Origin of the sequence: Pseudomonas sp. BP6 (genome assembly GCF_017875935.1) — a bacterium.
Classification (GTDB): domain Bacteria; phylum Pseudomonadota; class Gammaproteobacteria; order Pseudomonadales; family Pseudomonadaceae; genus Aquipseudomonas; species Aquipseudomonas putida_Y.
Window position 1 is genome coordinate 1991169 of sequence record NZ_JAGINI010000001.1, and the last position, 26537, is coordinate 2017705.

Sequence of the window (26537 nt, forward strand, 5' to 3'; positions counted from 1 at the left end):
AGGATACCTGCGCAAGTGGAGGGAGGGAACCGCCGGCTAGCCCGTTCAGCCTTTGGTCGAAGGTTCATTGTCGGTGGTCTCGGTCACCACAGGCAGCTTGCCGGCACGCAGGATCACCCGCCGTTGCTGCTCGTAATTGTCCAGCGACAGGCCGCGGCGCTGTAAGGCTTCCAGTTGCAACTGGCGGGTTTCCTCGGCGGTGTACGGGCGCAGTTCAGGGTGGCTGGCACAGCCGCTGATCACGGCGATGGCGAAAACGAAAAGGGTGGCGGAAAGCTGGCGGGCCAGGGCATTCATCGGTCAGCTCCAGGGCAGGCTAGTAGGCAGCGAGGGGATGGAGCTAGGTTATGCGGCCACAGCGTTCGGTAGAAATTGCCCTGCTCGATAGTGACTATCGACGGTTCCGAGGAAGCCCACCTAAATCGCATCCTGGACGCACAGGGCCCATCCACTTTCCGTTGCTTTATCAGTGCGTACGCGTAGCCCGCACTTCGCTTGCCGTGCACCCATACTGCTGGCGAAACGCCCGGGTGAACTGCGCCTGGTCGGCAAAACCCCAGCGAAATGCCAATTCGCCGATGGCCGAGTGGCAATGCGGGTCGCGCAGTTGCCGGTGCACGGCCTCCAGGCGTTGACGGCGTACCCACTCGCCAAGGGTGTAGGGTGTGATCGCGAACAGCTTGTGAAGGTAACGCAGCGACAGCCCACAGGCGCTGGCGATGGTTTGTGGCGACAGCTCGGGGTCCCCCAGGTTTTGCTGCACATACTGCTCGACCCGCGTCAGGTGCAGGGTGCTGAGGTTGCTGCCTTCGCTGCCCAGCACGCGCTCATCCTGTTGCAAGGCCAGCAGCAGGGTGGCAGAAGCCTGTTCCAGCAGTAAATGTCGGGCGGCTGCGGGGCTGGTGTCGAAATGGCGGGCACACAGGTCGAGTTGCTCAACAAAGATGCGCCCCAGGCCCTGACGGGCATCGAAGCAATGCCGGGTATAGCGCTTGTGCCCCAGCAGGTTGGCTTTGAGTGCACGCTCGGGCAGCTTGAGCACCCACAAGTCGTTCTGCGTGCCGTAGTGGAAGCGGTAGGGTGCATCGCCGCGCTCGACGATGAAACCGCCCGGGCTGCAACTGATCTGGTGGCCGTCCTGTTCGAAGTGCACCTCGCTGCGATGCGGCACGGTCACCAGGTAGAACGCTTCATGGTCCTGGCCAATGTGCGCTTTGCTGCGCGAGTAACCCAGCTGGCTGGAGCGCAGGCGCGACAGGCTGAGCGGTGTGCTCGGCGTACTCCAGCGCTGCAGGTGGCCATCGAACGGCTGTCCGGCAGCAAATTCAAGGCTCAGCGGAAAATAGGTGTCACTGATGGCTTCGGCCCAGCGTACCTGGTGCTCTGGCTGTGGCCAGCCGTGGGTCGAGAGTTCTGTGGGCATGGGGTGGGTCCTTTTTCAAAGAGGGCAGCATTGAAAAAAGGAACTGCAGGCAAGCTACTCAAGCAGCTCTTGTTATTGTACGAACCGCCCGGCAGCGCAAAACTGCCGGGCGGTTATCTGGCCCATGATCGGCGCGCGCCGACCGCAAGATCAACCCCCGCGTGTCACCCGGTAGGTGGCCGAAGGCTCCAGGCGCGCCTGCCAGCCGGGTGGCAGGACAATGTTGGTGGTGTCTTCCTCGATCACGCAGGGGCCATGCACGGTCTGCCCAGGCAACAGGTGGTTGCCGTTGAACACCGGTGTGGGCTGCGATTCACCATCGGCACTGAACAGCATCGGGCGGACGGATTGCGCGGTGGGGGCGGGGGGCTCGGCCGGCCCCTGCAGCTCGGGTTGCGGCGGGCGTGGCAGGTGGCCGATCACCGAGCACTCCAGGTTCACCAGCTCCACCGGGCTGGCGGGTTCGCTGTACGAGTACAGGGTCTGGTGGCGGCTGTGGAAGCGGCTGATCAGCGCGGCCAGCCCTGCCTCGTCCATGCTGTGCTGCTGCAAGTCCACACTGCACTCATGAATCTGCCCCAGGTAGCGCATCTCCAGGGTGTAGTGGCAGCTGCTGGCCTGGTCGCCAAAGCCGTCTTCGCGCAGGTTGGCCAGGCCTTGCTGACGCAGTTTGGCGAGGGCCTGGTTGAGTTGCGCCAGGTCGACGTGCCCGGCGTCCAGGCGCATCGACAGGCTGGTGAGCTGGTCGTAGCGCACGTCGGACAGGATCTGGCCGAACGCACACAAGCCCGAGGCCACCTTGGGGATCAGCACGGTGTGCATGCCGATTTCTTCGGCCAGGCGCACCACATGCATGCCCGCCGCACCGCCTGCGCCGATCAAGGCGAAGTCACGCGGGTCGTGACCGCGCTCGATCGATACGCGGCGGATGCCGTTGACCATGTTCAGGTTGACCAGGGTGGTGATGCCGAATGCCGCGCGTTCCACACTGATGCCCAACGGTTCGGCGACCTTGCTCCGGATGGCGTCCAGCGCGGCCTGGCGGTTCAGGCGGATACTGCCGCCCAGCAGTGCGCCGTCGGGCAGGTAGCCAAGTGCCAGGTTGGCGTCGGTGACCGTGGGTTCGCGGCCACCCTTGCCGTAGCACACCGGCCCAGGCATGGCGCCGGCGCTGCGCGGTCCGACCTGGAGCATGCCAAACTCGTCCAGATGGGCGATGGAGCCACCGCCGGCACCCAGGGTCTCCACCTGGATCATCGGCACGCCGATGCGCTGGCGCAGGAAGTCCACGTCCTTGCTGAAGTTGGTGCGTCCGGCATTGGTCAGGGTGATGTCGAACGAGGTGCCGCCCATGTCCACGGTAATGACGTTGTCGATTCCGAACGGCCTCGCGACCGCCAGCCCGGCTTGTGGCGCTGAGGCCGGACCAGAGTTGATCGCGTTGACGGCGCGCTCACGCATCAGGTGCCCGGGCGCCAGCCCGCCATTGGACTGGAAGTAGCGTACCGGCTGCTGTGCGCCAAGCTCCTGGAACAGGCTGTCGATACGCGCCACGTAACGTGCCATTACCGGGCTGAGGTAGGCGTTGACCACCGTGGTGGAGGTGCGGGTGTACTCGCGGATCTGCGGGAACACCTCGCAGCCGGTGCAGACGAACACCTCGGGCAGGGCAGCCCGTACCAGTTCGGCGGCCCGCTGTTCGTGGCTGGGGTTGCGCACCGACCACAGGAAGGAAATGGCCACGGCCTGCACGCCTTCGGCACGGAAGTAGTCGATGGCGGCATGGATGGCGGCTTCGTCCAGCGGGCTGTGCTCACGACCATCGCCAAGGATTCGGCCACCGATCGGGCGGCGCAGGTGGCGTGGGGCAAGCATGTGTGCCGGCGGGTAGTGGGCGTCGTAACGGTGGCCCTCTTCTTTGTGGCCCAGGCGGATTTCCAGGCTGTCCTCGTGCCCCTCGGTGCACAGCAGGCCCACCTTGACGCCGGTGCGCTCGATCAGCGCATTGAGGGCTACGGTGGTGCCGTTGATGCACAGGTCACAGTTGGCGATCAGTTCGGCCGGGCTGCGCCCGGTGGCGTCGGCGATCTGTGCCAGGCCGGCGCGAATGGCCAGGGTGCCGTCCTGGGGCGTGGACGGGGCCTTGAACAGCTGCACGCCGCCGTCGCGATCGGCCAGGATGAAATCGGTGAAAGTGCCGCCGGCGTCTACGCCCAGGCGATATTGGTTACGCATGCGTGTTCTCCGGTTAGCGCGGGGCGCGGGCAAGGCGGGTGGCTGTTTCGTCCAGTTGGCCATCGGCATCGAGGACCACGCCATATTCCAGGGCTGCGCCTTGTGGCGAGACCAGGCCGTTGCGCACGTCCTCCAGTACTGCTGCGACCCGACGGCGCAGCGGGTCGCCGTAGCCACCACCCCCTGGGTTGATGTTGATGATGCGTTCGCCGGGCTGCAGGGTGAGCATGGGGTTCTGCGTGTAGTGGTCTTCGCGGCCATCGGCGTGGCGATGGATCAGCCGGCCCAGTTTGGGCTCGAGCAGGGCATTGCGAGCCCCGGCGGCACCGGCGGTGGGCAACTGGCGGCCCTCGCCGAAGCCAACCACGGTCATGGCGTGGTCCAGCGGCTCGATCTCCAGGCGGGTGCCCGAACCCCCGCGCAACTCACCGGCGCCACCACTGTCGGCCATCAGGCTGTAGCGGTGGATCAGCACCGGATACGCGTGTTCGAGCAGCTCGATGTCACCGCTCATCAGCGCCCCGAAGCAGCACAGCGGGCCGCAGGCGTGCCAGCCATCCATCACCTTGTTGGCACCGGCACCGGAAATGATCGAGGCGAGCACCATCGTAACGTACTCGCTATTGCCGTTACGCGGGTCGCGGCCGGCAATGTTGATACCGCTGGTATGCCCCCATGAGGCCGTTACCCGCTGTGGCGAGGCCTGTTCCAGCGCAGTGCGCACGGCATCGGCGAGGGTTTCCATCGGCGTAGTGGTGCAATTGACGTGGGGCGCGGGTTCCTCGGCATTGCACAGCGTGCCCCTGGGGCCGACATCGACCGTCACGCAGCGATACAGGCCTTCGTTGTAGGGCGGCGCCACCTGGGCGAACATCATCAGCCCCAGGTACACTCCGGATACGGAGTTGCCCTCATAGGAATTGATGAAGTACGGCACCTGTGGCGGGCTCTCGATGCGTACATGGGCCTGGTCGCCACGGATCTGCACATGGGCGGTGATGGCCAGTTCACCCAGGCCGTGGCCGGCATCTTCGAGCACGGCGGTGCCGCTGTAGTCTCCATCCGGCACATCGCGCAACAGCGCCCGCATGTGTCGGTCGGCCATGTTCTTCAGTTCGGCGATGCAGGCACGCACCTGTGCCACGCCGTATTTGTCGAGCAGCTCCAGCAAGTGCCGCTCGCCGACCTTGCAGGCGCCATACTGGGCATTGAGGTCACCTTCCTGATAAGGGCGGGCGCGCATGTTGGTGAGCATGAAGTTGATCACGTCCTCACGACGCTTGCCCTTTTCCCACAGCTTGACCGGTGGAATGCGCAGGCCCTCGGCATAGATCTCCTTGGCATCGGGGTTGTAGCCCGCCGGCACCGGGCCGCCGATGTCGGTCAGGTGGCCCTTGCAAACGGTCCAGAACACCAGCTCGCCTTGGTAATACACCGGTTTGTACATGCAGCAGTCGAGAATATGGCTGCCCTTGTAGGCGGGGTCGTTGTGGTAGATCACGTCGCCTTCGGCGATGTCGTCGCCGAAGAACTCGGCCACGCATTTCATGGCCGGGATCAGCGAGCCCAGGTGGATGGGAATGTCCTGGCCCTGCAGGATCATTTCCGGCAAGTGGTCGAACAGCGAGTTGGAATAGTCGTGGGCCAGGTTGAACACACTGGAGCGCCCGGTCTTTTCCAGGGTCAGGGTCATTTCGCGTTGCGCTGTCTCCAGCGCACCCCGGACAACCGCAAGGGTGATCGGATCTACTGTCTGCATAGGTCACCAACGTTTGTTCTTGTGCTTTGGGTGCGTGCCGCAGCGGGGCGGCGCGTGGTGACAGGCTAAGGGGCAGGGTGGGGGGAAGGCTTGTCGCTGGGTGTACCGGTTGTTGTGTCTGGGCGCACTTCAAGTTCGGGCAGGCGACACAACTATTGTCCCAACATCTGTCGCACCAGCCATTGCCCGGCCGGCCCCAATGCACGCCGACTCGACCAGGCCACATCCATATCCACCCGTCTGGGGTAACCCGCTATCTGCAACTCCACCAGCTCGTTGCCAAACCGTTTTACCAGCGCCCTGGGCAGTTCGGCCCAGCCAAACCCGCGCACGGCGAACTCCAGCAGGGTCAGGTAATCCGGTGCCGACCACGCTTGGCCACGGCCGTGGTGCAGGCTGGGGGCATAGGTCTTGATATACAGCTGTCGCGCGTTCTCCAGATGCTGTGCCTGTACCTGCGCCAGGTTCGCCAGCGGATGCTCGCTGGCGACATACACGCCGAACTCTGCCTGCTCCGGCAAGCGCGCCACGGCCACGTCGGCGGGATAGCCAGGCTGTGTGGCAAGGATGCCGACATGGGCCAGGCCCTGCTGGACCATCTCGATCACATCAGCGTCCTCCGCCGGGCCGCAGCGTAGCTCGGTATGGGGGTAGTGCTGGGCGAAACGAGTCATCACCGCCCCCTGGAACGTTACGCTGTAGCTGTCCGACATCACCACAGATACCAGCGCCTCGACATTTTGCGCCAGTCGCACTGCCAGCGCATCGAGCTGGGCGCTGGCATCGAGAATCGCCTCGACATGGCTCAGCACCTGCCTGCCCGCCTCATTGAGCGTGGGGTGGCGGCCACTGCGATCAAACAGCGGGCAGCCGATGTCGGCCTCGAAATTGGCGATGGCGATGCTGACGGTGGACTGGCTTTTGCGCAGCTTGCGCGCCGCCGCAGAAAACGAACCTAGCGAGGCGGCTTCAGTAAAGGCGACCAGAGCTTCGGGAGAGTAACGCATGGTATTGATAAAACCGATGGTAGCTATATCGCGAGTATCAGTTCTGTCAAAGAGAATGGGAAGCACGACTCACGCAATGGATGGAATTTGCAATGAAAAACGTGTCTTTCACCGAACGCCTGGTCCACGCGGTTGGCTATGAAGTTTTCGCGGTACTGCTGTGTGCGCCGCTGCTGTCCTGGGTCATGGGGAAGTCGCTGGCAACGGCGGGCGCGCTGGCGGTGACCCTGTCGGTAATCGCCATGCTGTGGAACATGGTCTACAACGCACTGGTCGATCGCTGGGTGCAAACCGAACGCATCAACTGGAAGGCCGGTACGCGTTTCGTGCACGGTCTTGGCTTCGAAGCCGGCCTGGTGGTGTGGTGCCTGCCGGTGGCGGCTTGGATGCTGGAGATTTCGCTGCTGCAGGCGTTCATGGTGGAGCTGGGCTTCTTCGTGATCATCCTGCCCTACACCGTGGTGTACAACTGGGCGTTCGACAAAGTCCGGCACCTGCTGGTGCAGCGGCGCCTGGCATGATTCTGTCACCCGACGCGGTTCACTGATCGGGGGTGGTCACAGGTCGGTGGTTGGACAGAGGCCGTCGTAGGAGCGGGTTCACCCGCGAAAGGGCCGGCCCTGCTGGCCAATTTCACCCGCCGTTCACCGTTGCTGCCGCTACCGTATTCGCGGGTAAACCCGCTCCTACACCTGATCGGGGGTGGACACACATTGGTGATTGGTCACAGGCCGTCGTAGGAGCGGGTTCACCCGCGAAAGGGCCGGTCCTGCTGGCCAATTTCCACCCGCCGTTCCCCGTCGCTGCCGCCACCGTATTCGCGGGTAAACCCGCTCCTACCACGGTGGTGAACACACATCTCGGGTTGGGCACAGGCCGTCGTAGGAGCGGGTTCACCCGCGAAAGGGCCGGTCCTGCTGGCCAATTTCCACCCGCCGTTCCCCGTCGCTGCCGCCACCGTATTCGTGGGTAAACCCGCACCTCAAGGTGGCCGTGTAAACCTACGAAAAACGGGGCATGCCATTACTGGCATGCCCCGTTTTCATACAGCTGATGCGACTCAGGCGACCTTGACGATCCAGCCTGCCGGTGCCTCTACATCGCCGCTCTGGATACCGGTCAGCTCGTTGTAGAGCTTCTGGGTAACCGGGCCGACCTTTTCCAGGTCGTGGAACACGTGCAGCTTGCCGTTGTACTCGATGCCGCCGATCGGGGTGATCACGGCTGCGGTACCGCAGGCACCGGCTTCGACGAAACGGTCCAGCTTGCTGATCTCGACATCGCCTTCGATCACGGTCAGGCCCAGACGCGATTGCGCCAGCTCCATCAGCGAGAGGCGGGTGATGCCTGGCAGTACCGAGGCCGATTTCGGGGTAACGAACTCGTTGTTGGCGGTGATGCCGAAGAAGTTGGCCGAACCGACTTCCTCGATCTTGGTGTGGGTCAGCGGGTCGAGGTAGATGGCATCGGCGAAGTTGGCCTTCTTCGCTTCAGCGCCCGGCTGCAGGCTGGCAGCGTAGTTGCCACCGACCTTGGCCGCGCCGGTGCCCTGCGGGGCAGCACGGTCGAAGCTGGAAATCTGGAAGCTGTGCGGCTTCATGCCACCCTTGAAGTACGAACCAACCGGGATGGCGAACACCGAGAAGATGAACTCGGGGGCGGTGCGCACGCCAATGTTGTCGCCGGTGCCGATCACGAACGGGCGCAGGTACAGGGCGCCTTTGCCGTGTGGTGGCACGAACTTTTCGTTGGCCTTGACCACTTGCTTGCACGCTTCGATGAACACATCGGTCGGCACGTGCGGCATCAGCAGGCGTGCGCAGCTGCGCTGCATGCGGGCCGCGTTCTGGTCCGGGCGGAACAGGTTGATCGAGCCGTCCTTGCAACGGTAGGCCTTCAGGCCTTCGAAGCACTGCTGGCCGTAGTGCAGGGCCGTGGAGCCTTCACTGATGTGCAGTACGTTGTCTTCGGTCAGGGTGCCCTTGTCCCACTCGCCATTGCGCCATACGGACAGGTAGCGTTTGTCGGTCTTGATGTAGTCGAAACCCAGCTTGTCCCAATTAATGCTTTCGTTGCTCATGACACCCTCATTGTCTTGCAAGTGCCCGATCGCTCGGGCTGCTGTTATATGCGCACCATGCCACCTTAATACATCCTTGGCGGATCGGGAACGGCCAGTCACGAATTGATAGGCTGCGATGCTTTTTTTTCGGTTTCTACAACCGCAAGTACTCATCCAGCGCCAGGTTTTCCAGCAATACCGCATCATGGGACGCCACTATCAGCGCCCCGCGAAACTGCCCAAGCATGCGTTCCAGGGCTGTCAGCGAAGGCAGGTCCAGGTGGTTGCCGGGTTCGTCCAGCAGCAACAGGTCGAGCGGCCGTTCGCGGTACAGCACGGCGGCCAGCGCCGCCTTCATACGCTCACCGCCGCTAAGCAGGCCACTGGGCAGTTCGATACGGGCCGCATCCAGGCCCAGTTGCGCCAGGCGGCTGCGCAATTTCCCCTGGGCCATCGTCGGGTTGGCTTGGCGTAGGTGTTCGAGCACGCTACGGTTGCCTGCCAGTGTGCTGCAGTGCTGGTCGAGCAGGGCGGTCTCACCACTGAGGCGCACATTGTCGGGCGATGCCGGCAATTCCCCATTCAGCAGCCTGAGCAGGGTGGACTTGCCACTGCCATTGGCGCCGATCAGCCCTACGCGCTGGCCCAGGCACAAGCGCAGGTCAAGCGCTTTACGGGTGCCATGGGGCAAGCAAAGTGCCTGCAACGCCAACACTTCTCGGCCCGGATGACGCTGAGGTGTGGGCGTGTGCAAGGTAATAGCGCTGTCATGCTCCATCTCGCGGGCGGCGTCACGCACTTTGCCCATAAGCGTTTGCCGAGCATCGCGATGCTCGCGGTGCTGCTTGCCGGCAGTGGCCTGGCTGCGCTCCTGCTTGCGGTCGACCAGAATCTTGGCCTGGTTGGCGTGCTTGGCTTGGCGCCCGGCCCGGGCCTGATGGCGCTCCAGGTCTTCGCGTTGGCGCTGCAGTTCACGGGCCTGTCGTTGCTGCGCCTGCTTCAGCCGGGCAAGTTGCTGCTGGGCCTGCGCCGTCTGGTTGGTTTTTTGCGCACTATAGAGGCTGTAGTTGCCACCATAGGCCTGCAAGCCCAGGCTGGATAGTTCGACAATGCGTGCCATGTGCGCCAGCAGGCTGCGGTCGTGGCTGATCACCAGCAAGCCACGGTCCCAGGCTTCGATCATGCTCAGCAACTGGGCGCGGGCGTTGCTGTCCAGGTGATTGCTTGGCTCGTCGAGGATCAGGTAATCGGCACCGCTGAGCCACGCGCCAATCAGTGCCACGCGCATGGCTTGGCCACCGCTCAGGGTCCGAGCGGGCTGGCGCCAGTCAAGTTGACCCAGGCCGTGGCCCTGAAGCTGCAGCTGCAATTGCTCGCGCATATCCCAGCGTTCGCCAACGGTGTCGAAATCCTGGGGCTCGATGCTGCCTTGCTCGATGCGCTCCAGCGCCGCAATCACCGGTCCCACTTGGGCCAGGTCGGCCAGCGTGGCGCTGCGCTCGATGACTTGCTGGTCCAGCAAATGGACAGGCCCGAGGCGCCGACAATGGCCGCTGCTCGGTTCACGCTGGCCGGCAAGAATCTGCCCTAGCAGGCTTTTGCCCACGCCATTGCGCCCGACCAGGCCGGTGCGGCGTTGGTCGAAGGTTTCGTTGAGGTTGCTAAACAGCGGCCTGCCATCAGGCAAGGCCAAGGAGACGCTGTCCAGCGTCAGAATCGACGTGTTCGTCATGCACAACTCCACAAATGCCGCGACATCTCCGGTACGAACCGGAGGCTGAAGACTGGCCGTCGAACAGACGGCGGCATCAATGGCGCATTGGACGAACACCTCGTAATTTAGAGAATGCGTAGCCTAACGGACCGTCTGGGGCCGGGTAAAGCACCGGCTGCCGGTTGGGGCTCAGCGCTGCGTCTGCAAGCGCTGAGCCCAGTCTCCGCCGTGGCCGTGCGCGCAGGCTTCTTCACTGTCGAATCGCACATGCCAGGCCGGATGGTCCAGCTGAATGCCGGCTTGCTCCAGCGCCAGGCCGGTAAGCGCCAGCATGCGCGCCTTCGCATCACCGACCACGGCCGCTGCCTTGTCGGCCTCTTGCTCGAATACCCAGGTGATACGCAGGCTGCTCGGAAAGTCCTCGGGGTCGAGGCGATGGGTAAGCCAACTGAAGCCGACAATTTCTGCCTTGGCGGCTTCGCAGGCATCGGTCAGGCACGCAACCAACCCCCGCTCCAGGCGACTTATCTCGCGTTTGCCCAATGCCTTCATGAGTTGGCCTCGTCATCGATCTGCTGGCAAAAGCGCAGGCGGTTGCCGAACGGGTCCCATACCTGCATCTGCAGGCCCCAATCCAGGCGCTCGGCCTCGGGCCGGGCGAAACCGTACTGTTTACCCTGCAATTCACCCTCCAGCGCGCGCAGGTCGTCGAGGCGGGCGAACACGGTCGAGCCAGGGCAGGCATCGCCATGGTGCTCTGAAAGGTGCAGGATCAGGCCATCACGGTGGATCTGCATGTACAACGGCAAGTCCGGGCTGAAGCGGTGCTCCCAGTCCAGGCTGAAACCCAGGAAGTCGAGGTAGAACTCCTTGGCCTTGTCGATCGAGAATATGCGCAGTACAGGTATGGCGGGGGCGAGGGGCATGGTGCGTCCTTGACCGTGGATAAGGCGCCACTGTAGCGCACTTGCGCCCAGCGTTGTCGACCGGCCCCGCAGCAATGGTTGACCACCCGCCAGCCACTGCGTAGCCTTGCCACTTCGAGGTTCTTCGGCCTGGCCGAAGCTAAGACGGGAACGCGGTACAAGCCGCGGCTGCCCCCGCAACTGTAAGCACCGACAACGGATCGACACAGCCACTGCGCCAGCGCGCGGGAAGGCGTCATCCCGCCAGCCCGCCGTTCGACTGAACGGGGCATGGAACGGTGCAAGCCAGGAGACCTGCCTCGTCACGTTTTCGACTTTCAACCGGGCGGGGTGATCCGGTGGCGAACAAGCCCGGCCAGCCTGGCCTGCGGCTGTCGTCCTGCATGCCCGCGCCACACTGCCAAGGGCAATGCGACATGAAAACACTGGCCAAGCTACCCGTCACCATCGTCACCGGCTTCCTCGGCTCGGGCAAGACCACCTTGCTGCGCCACATGCTCGACAACGCCCAGGGCCGCCGCATTGCGGTCATCGTCAACGAATTTGGTGAACTGGGCATCGATGGCGAAATCCTCAAGCAGTGCAGCATCGGTTGCACCGAGGAAGAAGCCAGCGGCCGCGTCTACGAGCTGGCCAACGGCTGCCTGTGCTGCACCGTGCAGGAAGAATTCTTCCCGGTGATGCGCGAGCTGGTGGCCCGTCGTGGCGACCTCGACCACATCCTCATCGAAACCAGCGGCCTGGCCCTGCCCAAGCCATTGGTACAAGCGTTCCAGTGGCCGGAAATCCGCAACGCCTGCACCGTCGATGCGGTCATCACCGTGGTCGACAGCCCGGCCGTGGCCGCTGGCACCTTTGCCGCCTACCCGGACCAGGTCGATGCCCAGCGCAAGCTCGACCCTAACCTGGATCATGAATCGCCCCTGCACGAGCTGTTCGCTGACCAGTTGGCCAGTGCCGACCTGGTGGTGTTGAACAAGGCTGACCTGATCGACGCCGAAGGCCTGGCCAAGGTGCGTGCCGAGGTGGCCGAAGAACTGCCGCCGGCGGTGAAAGTGATCGAGGCCAGCAGCGGCAAGCTGCCACTGGAGGTGCTGCTGGGCGTGGGTGCCGAGTCCGAGGCGCATATCGATGGCCGCCGAACCCACCACGATTCGCACCACGATGGCGACGATCATGACGATCATGACCACGACGCTTTCGACTCCATCTCCATTGACCTGCCTGAAGCCGACGAAAGCCTGCTGCTCGATGCATTGACCCAGCTGGTGGTGGAGTTCGGTATCCTGCGCGCCAAAGGCTTCGCCGCCATCCCGGGCAAGCCGATGCGCCTGCTGGTACAAGGCGTGGGCACCCGTTTCGACAAGCACTTCGACCGCGCCTGGCGCGCCGACGAGCCGCGCATCACCCGCCTGGTGCTGATCGGCCAGGACCTCGATGCTGCCCAGCTGGAGGCGCGCCTGCGCCAGGCGCTGGGCGCCTGACCCATGCACCTGCTGCGGACTCAGCCCGGTGGTTTCGTACCGGATGACAGCATTGCCGACCTCGGCCAGACACCCGCCGAGCTGGTGATTCTCTGCAGCGGCGATTCACACCTGGCATTGCTCGCCGACACCGCCGAGCAATTGCCCGCAGACTTTCCCAGCCTGCGCCTGGCCAACCCGATGCAGGTGCAGAACCATGCCTCGGTCGACCTGTATGTCGACCAGGTGCTGCGTCACGCCAAGGTCATCCTGGTGTCGCTGCACGGTGGCGTTGGCTACTGGCGCTACGGCGTCGAACAACTGGTCGAGCTGGCCGCCCGTGGCGTCCAGCTGATTCTGGTGCCGGGCGATGACCGCCCGGACCCGGAACTGACCAGCCTGGGCAACGTCCGCGGTGAGCAGGCCGAGCGGCTTTGGCATTACCTGCGCCAGGGCGGCAAGGCCAATGCCATCAACCTGTTCAACTGCCTGGCCAGCCAGTGGCTGGGCCGCGACTATGCCTGGGACGAGCCGCAGCCTTTGCCGCGCACCGCGGTATATCACCCCGCCAAGGGCAGCGCGACACTCGAAGATTGGTACCCGCACTGGCACCCCGAGCAGCCAGTGGCGCCGCTGCTGTTCTACCGTTCGCACCTGCAAGCGGCCAATACCGCGTTCATCGACGTATTCTGCCAGCGCCTGCAGGCTGCCGGCCTGAACCCGTTGCCGATCGCCGTGGCCAGCCTCAAGGAAAGCGCCTGCCTGGAACAGGTCGAAGCCTGGCTGGACGAGGTCGGCGCCGAAGTGCTGGTCAATACCACCGGTTTCGCCTTGTCCAGCCCCGAGCGCCCCAACCTGCGCCCGTTCCGCCGCGACATCCCGGTGCTGCAGGCCATCTGCGCGCAGGACAACCAGCCTGGCTGGGAGGCCAGCGAACAGGGCCTGGGCGCGCGCGACCTGGCCATGCACATTGCGTTGCCGGAGCTGGATGGGCGCATCATTACGCGCCCGGTCAGTTTCAAGGACATGGCCTGGCGCAGCGAGCGCAGCCAGTCCGACGTTGTCTGCTACCGCGCCCACCCCGAGCGCATGGACTTTGTCGCCGAGCTGGCCCGCCGCTGGGTCGAGCTGGCCCGTCTGCCCAATGCCCAGAAGCGTGTGGCCCTGGTGCTGGCCAACTACCCGACCCGCGATGGCCGCATTGGCAATGGCGTCGGCCTGGACACGCCCGCCGCCGCACTCAACATCCTCAAGGCGCTGCAGGCCGAAGGCTACCCGCTGGCCGAACTGCCGGGCAGCGGTACGCAACTGATCCAGCAGTTGCTCGGTGGCGTGACCAACGACCTCGACCACCTCGACCAGCGCCCCTGTGCCCAGAGCCTGAGCCTGGCCGATTACCAGCTGGCCTTCGAGCGCCTGCCGCAGGCCAACCGCCAGGCAGTGCTGGAACGCTGGGGGCCGCCCGAACAGGACCCGATGTATCGCAGCGGCCGGCTGATGGTTGCCGGCCTGCGCTTTGGTTTGACCTTCGTCGGTATCCAGCCGGCGCGGGGCTATCAGGTAGACCCCAGCGCGGTGTATCACGACCCTGACCTGGTGCCGCCGCACGGCTACCTGGCATTTCACTTCTGGCTGCGTCACGCATTTGCCGCCGATGCGGTGATCCACGTCGGCAAGCACGGCAACCTCGAATGGTTGCCCGGCAAAGGCGTCGGGCTGTCGGCGCAGTGCTGGCCGGACGCGCTGCTCGGGCCGCTGCCGAACATCTACCCGTTCATCGTCAACGACCCGGGCGAGGGCGCCCAGGCCAAGCGGCGCACCCAGGCGGTAATCATCGACCATCTGATGCCGCCGCTGACCCGTGCCGAAACCTATGGCCCGCTGCGCCACCTGGAACAACTGGCCGACGAGTTCTACGAAGCGCAGTTGCTCGACCCTCGGCGTGCCCGCGAGTTGCAGCGTGACATCCTCGAGCTGGTCAAGGCCAACCACATCGACCGTGAGTTGCAACTGGAAGGGCAACTGGACGATGCGGCGCTCTGGCTGCCGCGCCTGGATACCTACCTGTGCGACCTGAAGGAGTCGCAAATTCGCGATGGCCTGCACGTGTTTGGTCAGTCACCTGAAGGGCGGCTACGCCTGGATACGCTGCTGGCGTTGTTGCGGGTCGAGCGTGGCGACGGTCGTGGCGGCAATGCCAGCCTGCTGCGGGCCCTGGCGAAAGCACTGGTGCCGGGCTGGGACCCGCTCGATTGCGACCTTGGGCAGCCGTGGCAGGGCATACGCCCTGAACAGCTGCAGGCCATGAGCAATGAGCCCTGGCGCACTTGTGGCGACACCCGCGAGCGCCTTGAGCTGTTGGCACTGCAGCTGATCGGGCAGGCGCTGGAAGGCACAGCACAGTTACCCGACCTGAGTGAGTGGCAACCGGTGCACGCTGTAGTGCAGGCCCTGTGTGAAGCGGTAGCCCCCAGCCTGGACGCCTGCGGCACGGCTGAAATGAATGGCCTGCTGGCGGCACTGGCCGGGCGCTTCGTGCCAGCCGGCCCCAGTGGTGCGCCTAGCCGAGGGCGCCTCGATGTGCTGCCCACCGGTCGCAACTTCTATACCGTGGACGTGCGCAACCTGCCCACCACCACAGCCTGGCGCCTGGGCTTCGCCTCGGCCAGCCTGATCCTCGAACGCCATCTGCAGGACCACGGCGATCACTTGCGCCAGCTCGGCCTGTCGGTGTGGGGCACGGCGACCATGCGCACCGGCGGCGACGACATCGCGCAGGCCATGGCGCTGATGGGCGTGCGGCCTGTCTGGGCCACCGGCAGCCAACGGGTCGACGATTTCGAAATCTTGCCGCTGAGCCTTCTCGACCGCCCCAGGGTGGACGTGACCTTGCGTGTTTCCGGCTTCTTCCGCGATGCCTTCGGTAACCTGATCCGCCTGTTCGACGCCGCCGTGCAGGCAGTGGCCGCGCTGGACGAACCTGACGACCTCAACCCACTGGCTGCCCGTGTGCGCAGCGAGCGGGCAACGCTGCAGGCTCAAGGCATGGATGCCGAGCAGGCCGCACGTCAGGCTGGCTGGCGGGTGTTCGGCGCCAAACCCGGGGCTTACGGTGCCGGGGTGCAGAACGCCATCGACGGGCGCTTGTGGCACAGCCGCGACGACCTGGCCGAGGTCTACCTCAATCACGGCGGCTATGCCTACGGCGGCAGCGACGACGGCACCCCGGCCCGCGCCCAGTTCGCCCAACGCCTGGCCAAGGTGCAGGCAGTGCTGCAGAACCAGGACAACCACGAGCACGACCTGCTCGATTCCAACGATTACTACCAGTTCCAGGGCGGCATGCTGGCGGCCTCGGAAACCCTGTCCGGGGCGGTGGTGGCCAGCTACCATGGCGACCACAGCCAGGCCGACCGACCGCGCGTCCGTACCCTCAAGGAAGAGCTGAACCGGGTAATCCGTGCCCGTGCGCTCAACCCCAAGTGGATCGACGGGGTCAAGCGTCACGGCTACAAGGGTGCCTTCGAGATGGCAGCGACAGTCGACAACCTGTTCGCCTTCGACGCCACCACGCACCTGATCGACGACCATCATTACCAGGGGCTGGCCGATGCCTATGTGCTCGACCCGGCGACCCGCGATTTCATGCGCGAGCACAACCCCGAGGCCCTGCGCGACCTCACCGAGCGCCTGCTGGAGGCCCAGCAGCGCGGCTTGTGGCAGGCGCCGGGCGACTACCGCGAAGCCCTTGAGGACCAACTGCTCGACGGCGAGGAACAGGCTTGAAATGAGTGAACCCGTACAATTTCCGCTGGCGGCCGTGGTCGGTGCAGACGACCTCAAGCTGGCGCTGTGCCTGACCGCCATCGACCCCAGGATCGGTGGTGTGCTGATCGAAGGGCCGCGTGGCATGGCCAAGAGCACCCTGGCCCGTGGTCTGGCCGACCTGCTTGGCGAAGGCCCGTTCGTCACCTTGCCATTGGGCGCCAGTGAAGAGCGGTTGGTCGGCACCCTCGACCTGGATGCCGCGCTGGGGCAGGGCAAGGCGCAGTTTTCCCCGGGCGTGCTGGCCCAGGCCGACGGCGGTGTGCTGTATGTCGATGAGGTCAACCTGCTGCCCGACACCTTGGTCGATCTGTTGCTTGACGTGGCTGCCAGCGGCACAAACCGCGTCGAGCGTGACGGTATCTCGCACCGGCACAGCGCCCGCTTCGTACTGATCGGCACCATGAACCCGGAAGAGGGCGAGCTGCGCCCGCAGTTGCTCGACCGTTTCGGCCTGAACGTGGCGCTGGAGGGCTTGCCGGAGCCCGAGGCCCGGCAGCAGATCATTCGCCGCCGCCTGGCCTTCGACAGTGACCCTCAGGCGTTCTGCGCACACTGGGCCCAGGCCCAGGCGCAACTGCGCGAGCGCTGCCAGGCGGCGCGCCAGGCCTTGGCCGACATTGCCCTGGATGACCAGGCGCTGGCCTGGATTACCGAGCGCTGCTACGCCGCCGGCGTGGACGGCTTGCGCGCCGACCTGGTGTGGCTGCGCGCTGCGCGCGCCCACTGTGCCTGGCGCGGCGCTGCGGCTATCGAAGAAGTGGATGTCGAGGCGGTGGCCGAATTCGCCTTGCGCCATCGCCGCCGTATGACGCCCCAGGCCAACCCGCCGTCGGCGCCACCGCCGCCTGACCAGCAGCCTGGCGCCGGCAACCCGGGTGAACGGGGCGGGCAGGGCGACTGGGGGGCATTACCGGCGCAGCCGGTTGCCAGCGGCGCCCGCCGTGAGGTGCCGAACTGGGCAAAAAAGCCCTGAGCATCCCCCAGCCACCAGCCAAAGGGGCGGATGCCAGAGCGGGCACAGGCAAGCAGAACGGTACCCGCCGTGGCCCCGTGCATCATGCGGCGGACGGCCGGGTGGCCTGGCTGCCGACCTTGCTCAAAGGGCGGCCGCGTCAGCGACAGGACCTGTGCTGGCAGCAGCGCAAGGGCAGGCCTGCAGAGTTGTGGCTGGTGATCGTCGATGCCTCGGCTTCAACCCGGCGTCATCAGGCGCTGGCGCAGAGCAAAGGGTTGCTGGCGGCATTGTTCGACCAGGCCTATCGCCAGCGCGCCCGCTTGGCCCTGCTGACTGCCAGCGGGCGCACGCCACAGTGGCAGCGCCACGGGCTGAAAGCATCCGCTGCCTTGCAACCTTGGCTGCAGGCCTTGGGGGCCGGTGGGGGCACGCCGCTGATCGCCGCACTGGAGCAGGCGCGGCACTGGCTACAGGCGCGGCAGCGAGCCCACCCGCAAGAAGCCTTGCGTTGCCTGGTCTTCACCGACGGTCGCCTGCAGTACAGCAATATCGTGCAGCCGATGCCATGCGCCACGTTGTTGGTCGATATGGAGCTGGCGCCAGTGCGCCTGGGGCGCGCGCAGCGTCTGGCAGAACAATTGCAGGCCGATTACCAGCATTTGCAACAATTCAAGGTGGTGGATTGAAAGGGCGGGTTGCGACACTATGTCGCAATCAGAAAAGTTGTCGCAACAGCAACAGAGAAGTTGCACAAGTGCGTGACAGTGCACGCACTTGTTGTGCCAGCCGATATTACTTTGGCATCGACCACGGTTGCAGGTCGTAACCCTTTTCACACAGTTCGGCGCGCACTTCTTCGATCAGGCTGGCCCATTGGGCCGGGTCGGAGTAGATGCGCGACGACACTTGCTTGGCGCCGATGCGGGTGCTGGTCCGGTCGATCACTGCCAGGCTCAGTTCACCAGTACCGTTGGGCGCATCCCAGGCTACGCACTGGAACGGTTCGAAGGCGTGGTCGGCAATCAGCAGTGCTTCGTTGACACGGAGCGGGGCATTCATGGTTCGGTCTCTCTATGGTCCCAAACATCGAAGTGAAGTCCGCGTTGCTTCAAAGTCGCCTCATGTATCGCGAAGTGCAGCGCGGGGTTGTGTGTACTGATGCTCGTTGTTAGTGGATAAGTCACACATTGGTTGTAAATTTTTTTCCAGGGGCGCCGCTGTTCTTGCCTGCGCCGCCTTGTGATGTCGATAAAGTGCGAAAATTCCCGTAGAGGTTTGTAAAAAAATGATTCGGCAGACAAACGGTACTGGGAACCGTCAACTTCGTTGCTACTGTTAAACGAGCGCCACAACTTGCTGTTTTACTTCAAAAAACCAAAAACTGGCGCCAAGGACCGGTCATGCAGCAGCCTGCCGCTCAACGCCGTTTGCTTATCGTCGACCCCTGCGACGATTGCCACCGTTTGTTACCTGGCCTGCGCAACGCAGGCTGGGATGTGGACAGCTGTCTGCTCGGGGCTGCGCTGGACCACACGTGCGATGTCGGGCTATTGCGCTTGCAGGCTTCGCACCTGAGGCACCCGGATGCGGTCAAGGACATGATCAAGCGCAGCAACACCGAATGGATTGCCGTGCTCAGCGCCGATCAGCTGCGCATGCCGGCGTTCGGCGATTTTGTGTGTGAATGGTTTTTCGACTTCCATACCCTGCCGTTCGACGTCTCCCGTGTGCAGGTAACCCTGGGCCGGGCCTTCGGCATGGCGCGCCTGCGCGGCAAGGGGGCTGTCAAGGTCGATGAGACGACCCATGAATTGCTCGGCGAAAGCCGGCCTATCCGCGAGTTGCGCAAGTTGCTGGGTAAACTGGCACCCACCGAATCGCCGGTGCTGATCCGCGGTGAGAGCGGCACCGGCAAAGAGCTGGTGGCGCGCACCCTGCACCGCCAGTCGCAACGCAGCGAGCAGCCGTTCATCGCTATCAACTGCGGGGCGATCCCCGAGCACTTGATCCAGTCCGAACTGTTCGGCCATGAGAAGGGCGCCTTTACCGGCGCCCACCAGCGCAAGGCCGGGCGTATCGAAGCGGCCGATGGCGGCACGTTGTTCCTTGATGAAATCGGCGATTTGCCGTTGGAGTTGCAGGCCAACCTGCTGCGGTTCCTGCAGGAGAAGCACATTGAGCGGGTGGGTGGCAGCCAGCCAATACCGGTGGATGTACGGGTACTGGCGGCCACCCATGTGGACCTCGAGCGGGCCATCGAGCAAGGGCGTTTCCGCGAAGACCTGTATTACCGCCTGAACGTCTTGCAGGTGGTGACCGCGCCGTTGCGCGACCGGCATGGTGACCTGTCGATGCTGGCTAGCCATTTCGCCCATTTCTACAGCGTGGAAACCGGGCGTCGGCCGCGGTCGTTCAGCGACCATGCCCTGGCGGCGATGGGGCGGCATGACTGGCCGGGCAATGTGCGCGAGCTGGCCAACCGTGTGCGCCGCGGGCTGGTGCTGGCTGAAGGGCGGCAGATCGAGGCGCAGGACCTGGGGTTGCAGTTGCTCGACCCGGAACAACAGCCGCTGGGCACGCTGGAGGAATACAAGCACCGCGCCGAGCGGCAGGCGCTGTGCGATGTGCTCAACCGGCACAGCGACAACCTGAGCGTGGCGGCCAAGGTGCTGGGCGTTTCGCGGCCGACGTTCTACCGCTTGCTGCACAAGCACCAGATACGCTGAGCGCTGCTGAGGTACGCTTGCGCCGTTCTTTGAAGCCGCTCTTACACAAGCCCGTGTAGGAGCGGGTTCACCCGCGAAAGGGCCGGGCCTGCTAGCCAGTTTCCACCCGCCGTTCACCATTGTCGCAGCTACCGTATTCGCGGGTAAACTCGCTCCTACAGGGCCTGTGTAGGAGCGGGTTCACCCGCGAAAGGGCCGGGCCTGCTGGCCAATGTCCACCCGCCGTTCACCATTGTCGCGGCTACCGTATTCGCGGCTAAAGCCGCTCCTACAGGGAACCAGCCCGTGTAGGAGCGGGTTTACCCGCGAAAGGGCCGTGCCTGCTGGCCAATTTCCACCTGCCGTTCACCGTTGTCTCGGCTACCGTATTCGCGGCTAAAGCCGCTCCTACAGGGAACCACAAGCCCGTGTAGCGAAGAGGCCCTGCCAGGCGAACTCAGTGCGGTCCGCGCGGGATGGTCTTGAGCAAGTCTTCCGGGCTGATATGCCCCACCACCTGGGCCACCGCGCTGCCCGGGGTCGGCAGGTCGATGATGTGGCTCTTCATCTTGCCGATCACATGCATCTCGCACGGCTTGCAGTCGAACTTCAGGGTCAGCACTTCGTCACCCTGAATCAGCTGCATCGGGGCCACCTTGGTGCGCACGCCGGTCACGCCCTTGGCCTGCTTGGGGCACAGGTTGAAGGAGAAGCGCAGGCAGTGCTTGGTGATCATCACCGGCACTTCGCCGTGTTCTTCGTGGGCTTCATAGGCCGCATCGATCAGTTGCACGCCGTGGCGGTGGTAGAAGTCGCGGGCCTTCTGGTTATACACGTTGGCCAGGAATGACAGGTGCGACTCGGGGTACACCGGCGGTGGTGTGCTCTCGGCCTTGCGCCCGCCACGCGGATGCGCCTGCACACGCGCTGCAGTCAGCGCCTCGATGGCTTCGCGGCGCAGGGCCTTGAGCTGCGAGTTGGGAATGAAGTACGCCTGTGGGGCATCCAGTTCGATGCGGTCGGCGTGGTACAGGGTGGTGCCCAGCTGGCCGAGCAGGTCGTGCAGCTGCTCCAGTGCCTGCTGCGGCTTGTTGGCTACGCCGAACGGGCCGTCCAGGGCCACCTGCACACTCACGCCTTCTTCACTGCTCAGGGTCAGCATCAAGCGCTGCTCGCGCAGGACCGCGTGCCACTCCACGCCGACCCGGCGTTCGGAGGAGGTGCGTTGCAGGGCCTGTTGCCAATTGTGGTCGAGGTTGCGCGACAGCGGGTGGTTGGGCCGCAGCTTGTGCAGGCCTTCGGGCATTTCGTTGGGTTCGACGCGATAGCGGTAGCGCTTGTGGCCGTCTTCTTCGAACTCGCCACGCGGTTCGGCGATGTTGGCGCGGAAGCCCACCACTTCGCGCTTGACCAGCACATTGAGGCCGTCGCCGTTGGTCAGCGGTACGTCGGTAACCACGTGCATGTCACGCTTGCCGACCTTTTCCACTACACCCACCGGCAGGCCGGTGAAGGTTGGCGAGTCGAAGGCGCCGATATCGACCTTGCGGTCGGTCACGAAGTAGTCGGTGCTGCCGCGGTGGAAGGTTTTGTCCGGGTCGGGCAGGAAGAAGTGTTCGGTACGGCCGCTGGACGCGCGGGCGTACTGAGGGCGGTCTTCAAGGATGGCATCGAGCTCTTTGCGGTAATGGGCGGTGATGTTCTTCACATAGCCCATGTCCTTGTAGCGGCCCTCGATCTTGAACGAGCGCACGCCGGCATCGACCAGGTCAGCCAGGTTGGCAGTCTGGTTGTTGTCCTTCATCGACAGCAAGTGTTTCTCGAACGCAACCACGCGGCCCTGGTCATCTTTCAGCGTGTAGGGCAGGCGGCAGGCTTGCGAGCAATCACCGCGGTTGGCGCTGCGGCCGGTCTGCGCATGGGAAATGTTGCATTGGCCGGAGAACGCCACGCACAGTGCGCCGTGGATGAAGAACTCGATGGCAGCATCGGTTTCGGCGGCGATGGCGCGGATTTGCTGCAGGTTCAGCTCACGCGCCAGTACCAGTTGCGAGAACCCGGCCTGGTCGAGGAACTTGGCCCGCTCCAGAGTGCGGATGTCGGTCTGGGTGCTGGCATGCAGCTCGATCGGCGGGATGTCCAGCTCCATCACCCCGAGGTCCTGCACGATCAGCGCGTCAACGCCTGCATCGTACAGCTGGTGAATCAGCTTGCGCGCCGGTTCCAGCTCGTTGTCGTGGAGGATGGTGTTGATGGTGGTGAACACGCGTGCATGGTAGCGATGGGCGAACTCGACCAGTTCGGCGATATCGCTGACTTCGTTGCAGGCGTTATGGCGCGCGCCAAAGCTCGGGCCGCCGATATAGATGGCGTCAGCGCCGTGCAGGATCGCTTCACGGGCGATGGCCACGTCACGGGCAGGGCTGAGCAGTTCCAGGTGATTCTTTGGAAGGGACATGTCGTTATATTTTCGGGCTGTCACGGTTTAGGCGGGCATTGTAGCGGTGAAACGGGCTGGCGGCATCATTGGGGTGCCGGGAGGTGCGGGATCGGCTGGGAGTACGCGCAACTGTGGGAGCGGCCTTGGGTCGCGAACGGGCCGCAGAGCGGCCCCGGCGGTTTTGCGTTGGGGGCGCTGCGCACCCCAACAAGCGCAGCTCAGCGCTTGGCAGCCATCGCCGTCACTTCCACACGCATGCCTTCAAATGCCAGCGAAGCCACGCCCACCGCCGCACGCACCGGCCAGGGCTTGCTGAAGAAGCGCTGGTACACTTCGTTGAACGCTGCGCGGTCGGCCATGTCGGTGAGGTAGATGGTCAGGTGCAGCACGCGGTCCATACCGCTGCCGGCCTTTTCCAGGGCCACTTTCAGCGCCTGCAGGGTGCATTCGCTTTGCTCGACGATGCCGCCCAGTTCCAGGCTGCCGTCGGCGTGGGTCGGGATTTGCGTGGTGACCAGCACGCCGTTGTACTCGGCAACGTCGGAGGAAATCGACTCGGCGTCCGGGTCCGGGGTGTAGATGATGTCTGCATTTGCCATGGTGTGTTTGCCTTGCAACGGATGGAAAACGGCAAGCCTACGCGAGCGCACCGGCCCGGTCGAGGGTACCTCGGTGTTTGAAATGCGCGGCGTTCGCCGTCAGAATCGCGGCCGATTGCAAAACCAGGGGTTTACGTTGAACGAACAGACTTTGTCCAGGCGCCTGGAGCGCGTGGCCGCCCATGTACCGCAGGGCGCGCGCTTGGCCGACATTGGCTCGGACCACGGCTACCTGCCGGTGGCCTTGATGCTGCGTGGCGTGCTCGAGGCCGCTGTGGCGGGTGAGGTGGCGCAGACGCCGTTCGCCTCGGCCCAGCGCAATGTGCGCAAAAACGGCCTGCAAGAGCGGGTCACCGTGCGCCTGGCCGATGGGCTGGCAGCGGTCGAGCCGCAAGACCGTATCTCGGTGGTGAGCATCTGCGGGATGGGCGGCGACACCATGTGCGAGATACTCGAGGCCGGCAAGCTGCGCCTTGGCGGCGTCACTCGCCTGGTACTGCAGCCCAATGGCGGTGAGCGCGAACTGCGCCAGTGGCTGGCGGGCAATGGTTACCAGATCGTCAGCGAAGAGCTGCTGCGGGAAAACCGCTTCGATTACGAGATCATCGTCGCTGAGCCGGGCAGGGGGGTGTATAGCGCTGAACAACTGTACTTCGGCCCCGTGCTGATGCAGGAAAAAAGCGAGGCGTTTGTGGTCAAGTGGCGGCGCATGCTGCGGCAGAAGCAGCAGACCCTGGCCAATTTCCAGCGGGCCCGCGATGCGGTGCCTCAGGCGAAGATCGACGATTTCAATCAGCAGGTGGGCTGGATCACTCAGGTACTGGCCTGACTCACTGCTGCGAGCAGTTGCCCATTTCCCGGTAGTCGATTTCGCGCTTCTGGCCCTGATGGTCGACGTACACCATGTGTGCGGTGCCCACCTGGCAGTCGGCGGCGTTACTGGCCGGGGTGATGGAGATGACCTTGGCCACGTCCAGCGGCATGCCGTATTCATATTGGCTGCTGACGGGCTGGTTGTTGCCGGCATCGGCAAAAGCACCGAACGAGGCGAAGGCAGCGGCAATGGCAAGGACAGTGATCGAGCGTTTCATGACAGGCTCCTTTTTTAATGGATGGCTAATGATCTATTCATTTGTCATCCACAATAAATGGGCTAAACCGTGATAGATTCCTGCTTTTAACGCAACAATAAGGAGCACCCCTTCATGGACATGCTGCATGCCATGCGTACCTTCACCCGGGTGGTGGAATGTGGCAGCTTCGCTGCAGCTGCCAATGCTCTGGATATTTCTGCAGCGCAGGTTTCGCGCATCGTTGCCGAGCTGGAGAACCAGCTGCAGACCCGCCTGCTGCACCGCACCACCCGGCGCTTGCGCATGAGCGAGGCGGGTGAGCGGTTTCTGGAGCGTGCGCGGCAGATCATGCTGCTGACCGAAGAAGCCGTGGGCGAAGCGCGAGGGGCGCACCTCACGCCTCGCGGCCATCTGCGTTTGCACTGCCCACACGGCATGGGGCTGTTGCTGATGCCGCTGGTGGCCGGCTACAACACGCTATACCCGGAAGTGGTGATCGAGCTGACGCTGTCGCAGCGCAACCCCGACCCGCTGGCCGAAGGGCATGACGTGGTGATCACTGTGGATGGTGCGCTGCCGGATTCGCAGCTGATCGCTGTGCCGCTGGGCAACATTTTCAGCATCCCCTGCGCGGCCCCCGGTTACCTGGATACCCACGGTGTACCGGAGCGCCCGGAAGACTTGCACGGCCATCGCTGCCTGCGCATGGCTTACCCGATGTACGAAGGTGACTGGGTGTTCCCGCAAGGGGTTGACCAGTGCGTGATTGCCCCGAACGACAGTTTCTCTACCAACGTCGCCGACGCCATGCTGGTGGCCAGCGAGCTGGGCATGGGCATTGGCCTGCTGCCGTTCTACACCGCCAGCCAGGCGATCGGGCAGGGGCGCTTGTGCCGGTTGCTGGCACCGTATCGGCTGCGGGAAAGTGCGCTGTATGCGATGTATCCGTCACGCCATTACCTGGACGCCAAGGTGCGCACCTGGATCGACTACCTCAAGGAGCAACTGCCGGCGCTGTTCGAGGGGCATGCCAGGGTGGTGGATGATACGCGGTATTGGCGCTGAGGCGAGAAGTTTGCCGCTGATACATCCCGGTGGGAGCGGGCGCGCCCGCGAACACCGGCAAAGCCGGTGCCAGCCACCGCGTCGCCCGCTCCCCCAAAAACCGCGCTGCCTTTGCGTTACAGCGGATAGTGCTTCAATTCCCGCGCAATCAGCATCCGCTGGATCTCGCTCGACCCTTCATAGATCTGGGTAATCCGCGCATCCCGGTAATAGCGCTCCACCGGGTAATCTTCCAGATAACCATACCCACCATGCACCTGGATTGCCATCGAGCACACCCGCTCGGCCATTTCCGAAGCGAACAGCTTGGCCTGTGACGCTTCCGACAGGCACGGCTTGCCGGCGCTGCGCAGGCGGGCGGCATGCAGGATCAGCAAACGCGCGGCGTTCACCTGCACCTGCATGTCGGCCAGCAGGTTGGCGATGCTCTGGTGTTCATTGATCGGCTTGCCAAACTGTATGCGCTCACGTGAGTAGACCAGCGCCGCTTCGAATGCAGCGCGGGCGATGCCCAAGGCCTGGGCGGCAATGCCGATACGGCCGCCTTCGAGGTTGGACAGGGCAATGGCCAGGCCCTTGCCACGCTCACCGAGGATATTGGCGGCAGGAATGCGGCAGTTGTCGAAAGTGACCGCGCAGGTGTCGGAGGCGCGGATGCCCATCTTGTGTTCGCTGCGGTCAACCTTGAACCCAGGGTTGTCGGTGGGCACCAGGAACGCCGACAGGCCTTTCTTGCCCAGCTCCGGGTCGGTCACTGCGAAGACGATCGCCAGGCCGGCACGGCGGGCATTGCTGACGAACTGCTTGGCACCGTTGATGACCCACTGGCCATCCACCAGTTCGGCGCGGGTGCGCAGGTTGTGCGCCTCGGAGCCAGCCTGTGGTTCGGTCAGGCAGAAGCAGCCAATCACCTCGCCGCTGGCCAGGCGTGGCAGCCACTGCTGTTGCTGTTCGGTGGTGCCGTAGGCCAGCAGCGGGCCGCAACCTACCGAGTTGTGGATGCTCATCATCGCCCCGGTGGCGCCGCAGCCGGCGGCGATCTCTTCCACGGCCAGGGCATAGGCGACATAGTCGGTGTAGCTGCCGCCGAAGTCCTCTGGCACCACCATGCCCAACAGGCCCAGTTCGCCCATCTTGCGCACCACGCCATCATCGATCCAGCCGGCCTTTTCCCAGGCCTGGGCATGGGGTGCGATCTCGCCACGGGCAAAGTCCCGGGCCATGTCGCGGATCATGATCTGTTCTTCGCTCAGTTCGAGGTCTTGCATCTGTGTACTCCCGGG

At 64.2% G+C, this 26537-nt stretch carries 22 protein-coding genes and 1 riboswitch; of the genes, 8 read left to right on the plus strand and 14 right to left on the minus strand.

Going from position 1 to position 26537, the window contains the following annotated elements; genetic code table 11:
• Nucleotides 1-45 precede the first annotated feature (45 nt).
• The 5 genes from J3A98_RS09155 to J3A98_RS09175 all read right to left on the minus strand — a co-directional run bounded on the left by J3A98_RS09155 (nt 46) and on the right by J3A98_RS09175 (nt 6424).
• Complete coding sequence (locus J3A98_RS09155; RefSeq protein WP_209965491.1) at nt 46-297, minus strand: hypothetical protein; 252 nt, start codon at nt 295-297, stop codon at nt 46-48.
• 169 nt (nt 298-466) lie between these two features.
• Nucleotides 467-1423 carry a helix-turn-helix domain-containing protein gene (locus J3A98_RS09160; protein ID WP_209965493.1) on the minus strand — a complete coding sequence of 319 codons (957 nt, stop codon included), beginning with the start codon at nt 1421-1423 and terminating at the stop codon, nt 467-469.
• Nucleotides 1424-1573: 150 nt separating this feature from the next.
• Entirely contained in the window at nt 1574-3658 is a 2085-nt protein-coding gene (locus tag J3A98_RS09165) for a hydantoinase/oxoprolinase family protein (protein ID WP_209965496.1), read from the minus strand.
• Between the two features lie 13 nt (nt 3659-3671).
• On the minus strand, nt 3672-5417 hold the full coding sequence (locus J3A98_RS09170; protein ID WP_012052132.1) for a hydantoinase B/oxoprolinase family protein: 1746 nt from the start codon (nt 5415-5417) through the stop codon (nt 3672-3674).
• 152 nt (nt 5418-5569) lie between these two features.
• Nucleotides 5570-6424: a LysR family transcriptional regulator gene (locus tag J3A98_RS09175; RefSeq protein ID WP_209965497.1), complete on the minus strand. Its 855-nt coding sequence runs from the start codon at nt 6422-6424 to the stop codon at nt 5570-5572.
• Nucleotides 6425-6516: 92 nt separating this feature from the next.
• Here J3A98_RS09175 and J3A98_RS09180 point away from each other — a divergent pair, with 92 nt between their 5' ends.
• Nucleotides 6517-6945, plus strand: coding sequence for a multidrug/biocide efflux PACE transporter (locus J3A98_RS09180; protein WP_209965499.1), 429 nt, complete (start codon nt 6517-6519; stop codon nt 6943-6945).
• Nucleotides 6946-7484: 539 nt separating this feature from the next.
• Here the strand turns inward: J3A98_RS09180 and J3A98_RS09185 are convergent.
• From J3A98_RS09185 to J3A98_RS09200, 4 genes are all read right to left on the minus strand, one after another.
• On the minus strand, nt 7485-8504 hold the full coding sequence (locus J3A98_RS09185; RefSeq protein WP_176683341.1) for a branched-chain amino acid aminotransferase: 1020 nt from the start codon (nt 8502-8504) through the stop codon (nt 7485-7487).
• Between the two features lie 136 nt (nt 8505-8640).
• Nucleotides 8641-10218, minus strand: a complete 1578-nt coding sequence (locus tag J3A98_RS09190) for an ATP-binding cassette domain-containing protein (RefSeq protein ID WP_209965502.1) — start codon at nt 10216-10218, stop codon at nt 8641-8643.
• Between the two features lie 171 nt (nt 10219-10389).
• Nucleotides 10390-10752 (minus strand): hypothetical protein, encoded by a 363-nt coding sequence (locus J3A98_RS09195; RefSeq protein WP_209965504.1) that lies wholly within the window; start codon nt 10750-10752, stop codon nt 10390-10392.
• Nucleotides 10749-11126: a glyoxalase superfamily protein gene (locus tag J3A98_RS09200; RefSeq protein ID WP_209965506.1), complete on the minus strand. Its 378-nt coding sequence runs from the start codon at nt 11124-11126 to the stop codon at nt 10749-10751. Before J3A98_RS09200 ends, J3A98_RS09195 begins: the two co-directional genes overlap by 4 nt.
• 100 nt (nt 11127-11226) lie before the next feature.
• Nucleotides 11227-11443, plus strand: a riboswitch (cobalamin riboswitch).
• A 99-nt stretch (nt 11444-11542) separates the two neighbouring features.
• On the opposite strand from J3A98_RS09200, the gene cobW reads away from it, so the two are divergent.
• The 4 genes from cobW to J3A98_RS09220 all read left to right on the plus strand — a co-directional run bounded on the left by cobW (nt 11543) and on the right by J3A98_RS09220 (nt 18058).
• Nucleotides 11543-12610, plus strand: coding sequence for a cobalamin biosynthesis protein CobW (gene cobW / locus J3A98_RS09205; RefSeq protein WP_003247913.1), 1068 nt, complete (start codon nt 11543-11545; stop codon nt 12608-12610).
• Between the two features lie 3 nt (nt 12611-12613).
• Nucleotides 12614-16375, plus strand: coding sequence for a cobaltochelatase subunit CobN (cobN, locus tag J3A98_RS09210; RefSeq protein ID WP_209965507.1), 3762 nt, complete (start codon nt 12614-12616; stop codon nt 16373-16375).
• Nucleotide 16376: 1 nt separating this feature from the next.
• Entirely contained in the window at nt 16377-17390 is a 1014-nt protein-coding gene (locus tag J3A98_RS09215) for an AAA family ATPase (protein ID WP_176683346.1), read from the plus strand.
• A gap of 77 nt (nt 17391-17467) precedes the next feature.
• The gene (locus J3A98_RS09220; protein WP_209965509.1) at nt 17468-18058 is read left to right on the plus strand and encodes a VWA domain-containing protein; all 591 of its coding nucleotides are present in this window, start codon (nt 17468-17470) and stop codon (nt 18056-18058) included.
• Between the two features lie 106 nt (nt 18059-18164).
• Here the strand turns inward: J3A98_RS09220 and J3A98_RS09225 are convergent, their stop codons facing one another.
• Entirely contained in the window at nt 18165-18431 is a 267-nt protein-coding gene (locus J3A98_RS09225; protein ID WP_003247923.1) for a hypothetical protein, read from the minus strand.
• Between the two features lie 341 nt (nt 18432-18772).
• Here J3A98_RS09225 and J3A98_RS09230 point away from each other — a divergent pair, with 341 nt between their 5' ends.
• Nucleotides 18773-20098, plus strand: a complete 1326-nt coding sequence (locus J3A98_RS09230) for a sigma-54 dependent transcriptional regulator (RefSeq protein WP_176683348.1) — start codon at nt 18773-18775, stop codon at nt 20096-20098.
• 436 nt (nt 20099-20534) lie between these two features.
• Here J3A98_RS09230 and J3A98_RS09235 read toward each other — a convergent pair whose 3' ends face one another.
• Both J3A98_RS09235 and J3A98_RS09240 read right to left on the minus strand, forming a co-directional pair.
• On the minus strand, nt 20535-22535 hold the full coding sequence (locus J3A98_RS09235) for a U32 family peptidase (RefSeq protein ID WP_209965512.1): 2001 nt from the start codon (nt 22533-22535) through the stop codon (nt 20535-20537).
• A gap of 200 nt (nt 22536-22735) precedes the next feature.
• Nucleotides 22736-23116: a RidA family protein gene (locus J3A98_RS09240; protein ID WP_003247927.1), complete on the minus strand. Its 381-nt coding sequence runs from the start codon at nt 23114-23116 to the stop codon at nt 22736-22738.
• Between the two features lie 136 nt (nt 23117-23252).
• Between J3A98_RS09240 and J3A98_RS09245 the strand changes: the two genes are divergently transcribed.
• A complete protein-coding gene (locus J3A98_RS09245; RefSeq protein WP_209965514.1) occupies nt 23253-23945 on the plus strand; it encodes a tRNA (adenine(22)-N(1))-methyltransferase TrmK in 693 nt (230 codons plus the stop codon).
• A 1-nt stretch (nt 23946) separates the two neighbouring features.
• Here the strand turns inward: J3A98_RS09245 and J3A98_RS09250 are convergent, their stop codons facing one another.
• The gene (locus tag J3A98_RS09250) at nt 23947-24207 is read right to left on the minus strand and encodes a DUF2790 domain-containing protein (protein WP_004577522.1); all 261 of its coding nucleotides are present in this window, start codon (nt 24205-24207) and stop codon (nt 23947-23949) included.
• A gap of 114 nt (nt 24208-24321) precedes the next feature.
• On the opposite strand from J3A98_RS09250, the gene J3A98_RS09255 reads away from it, so the two are divergent.
• Nucleotides 24322-25254: a LysR family transcriptional regulator gene (locus J3A98_RS09255; protein ID WP_176683351.1), complete on the plus strand. Its 933-nt coding sequence runs from the start codon at nt 24322-24324 to the stop codon at nt 25252-25254.
• 116 nt (nt 25255-25370) lie between these two features.
• Here the strand turns inward: J3A98_RS09255 and J3A98_RS09260 are convergent, their stop codons facing one another.
• Nucleotides 25371-26522, minus strand: coding sequence for an acyl-CoA dehydrogenase family protein (locus J3A98_RS09260; protein WP_209965516.1), 1152 nt, complete (start codon nt 26520-26522; stop codon nt 25371-25373).
• Nucleotides 26523-26537 lie beyond the last annotated feature (15 nt).

Bases quoted from the DNA above. Each gene is read 5' to 3' on its own strand.
- J3A98_RS09155 (WP_209965491.1), bottom strand. From the start codon at position 297: ATGAATGCCCTGGCCCGCCAGCTTTCCGCCACCCTTTTCGTTTTCGCC.
- J3A98_RS09160 (WP_209965493.1), bottom strand. From the start codon at position 1,423: ATGCCCACAGAACTCTCGACCCACGGCTGGCCACAGCCAGAGCACCAG.
- J3A98_RS09165 (WP_209965496.1), bottom strand. From the start codon at position 3,658: ATGCGTAACCAATATCGCCTGGGCGTAGACGCCGGCGGCACTTTCACC.
- J3A98_RS09170 (WP_012052132.1), bottom strand. From the start codon at position 5,417: ATGCAGACAGTAGATCCGATCACCCTTGCGGTTGTCCGGGGTGCGCTG.
- J3A98_RS09175 (WP_209965497.1), bottom strand. From the start codon at position 6,424: ATGCGTTACTCTCCCGAAGCTCTGGTCGCCTTTACTGAAGCCGCCTCG.
- J3A98_RS09180 (WP_209965499.1), top strand. From the start codon at position 6,517: ATGAAAAACGTGTCTTTCACCGAACGCCTGGTCCACGCGGTTGGCTAT.
- J3A98_RS09185 (WP_176683341.1), bottom strand. From the start codon at position 8,504: ATGAGCAACGAAAGCATTAATTGGGACAAGCTGGGTTTCGACTACATC.
- J3A98_RS09190 (WP_209965502.1), bottom strand. From the start codon at position 10,218: ATGACGAACACGTCGATTCTGACGCTGGACAGCGTCTCCTTGGCCTTG.
- J3A98_RS09195 (WP_209965504.1), bottom strand. From the start codon at position 10,752: ATGAAGGCATTGGGCAAACGCGAGATAAGTCGCCTGGAGCGGGGGTTG.
- J3A98_RS09200 (WP_209965506.1), bottom strand. From the start codon at position 11,126: ATGCCCCTCGCCCCCGCCATACCTGTACTGCGCATATTCTCGATCGAC.
- cobW (WP_003247913.1), top strand. From the start codon at position 11,543: ATGAAAACACTGGCCAAGCTACCCGTCACCATCGTCACCGGCTTCCTC.
- cobN (WP_209965507.1), top strand. From the start codon at position 12,614: ATGCACCTGCTGCGGACTCAGCCCGGTGGTTTCGTACCGGATGACAGC.
- J3A98_RS09215 (WP_176683346.1), top strand. From the start codon at position 16,377: ATGAGTGAACCCGTACAATTTCCGCTGGCGGCCGTGGTCGGTGCAGAC.
- J3A98_RS09225 (WP_003247923.1), bottom strand. From the start codon at position 18,431: ATGAATGCCCCGCTCCGTGTCAACGAAGCACTGCTGATTGCCGACCAC.
- J3A98_RS09230 (WP_176683348.1), top strand. From the start codon at position 18,773: ATGCAGCAGCCTGCCGCTCAACGCCGTTTGCTTATCGTCGACCCCTGC.
- J3A98_RS09235 (WP_209965512.1), bottom strand. From the start codon at position 22,535: ATGTCCCTTCCAAAGAATCACCTGGAACTGCTCAGCCCTGCCCGTGAC.
- J3A98_RS09240 (WP_003247927.1), bottom strand. From the start codon at position 23,116: ATGGCAAATGCAGACATCATCTACACCCCGGACCCGGACGCCGAGTCG.
- J3A98_RS09250 (WP_004577522.1), bottom strand. From the start codon at position 24,207: ATGAAACGCTCGATCACTGTCCTTGCCATTGCCGCTGCCTTCGCCTCG.
- J3A98_RS09255 (WP_176683351.1), top strand. From the start codon at position 24,322: ATGGACATGCTGCATGCCATGCGTACCTTCACCCGGGTGGTGGAATGT.
- J3A98_RS09260 (WP_209965516.1), bottom strand. From the start codon at position 26,522: ATGCAAGACCTCGAACTGAGCGAAGAACAGATCATGATCCGCGACATG.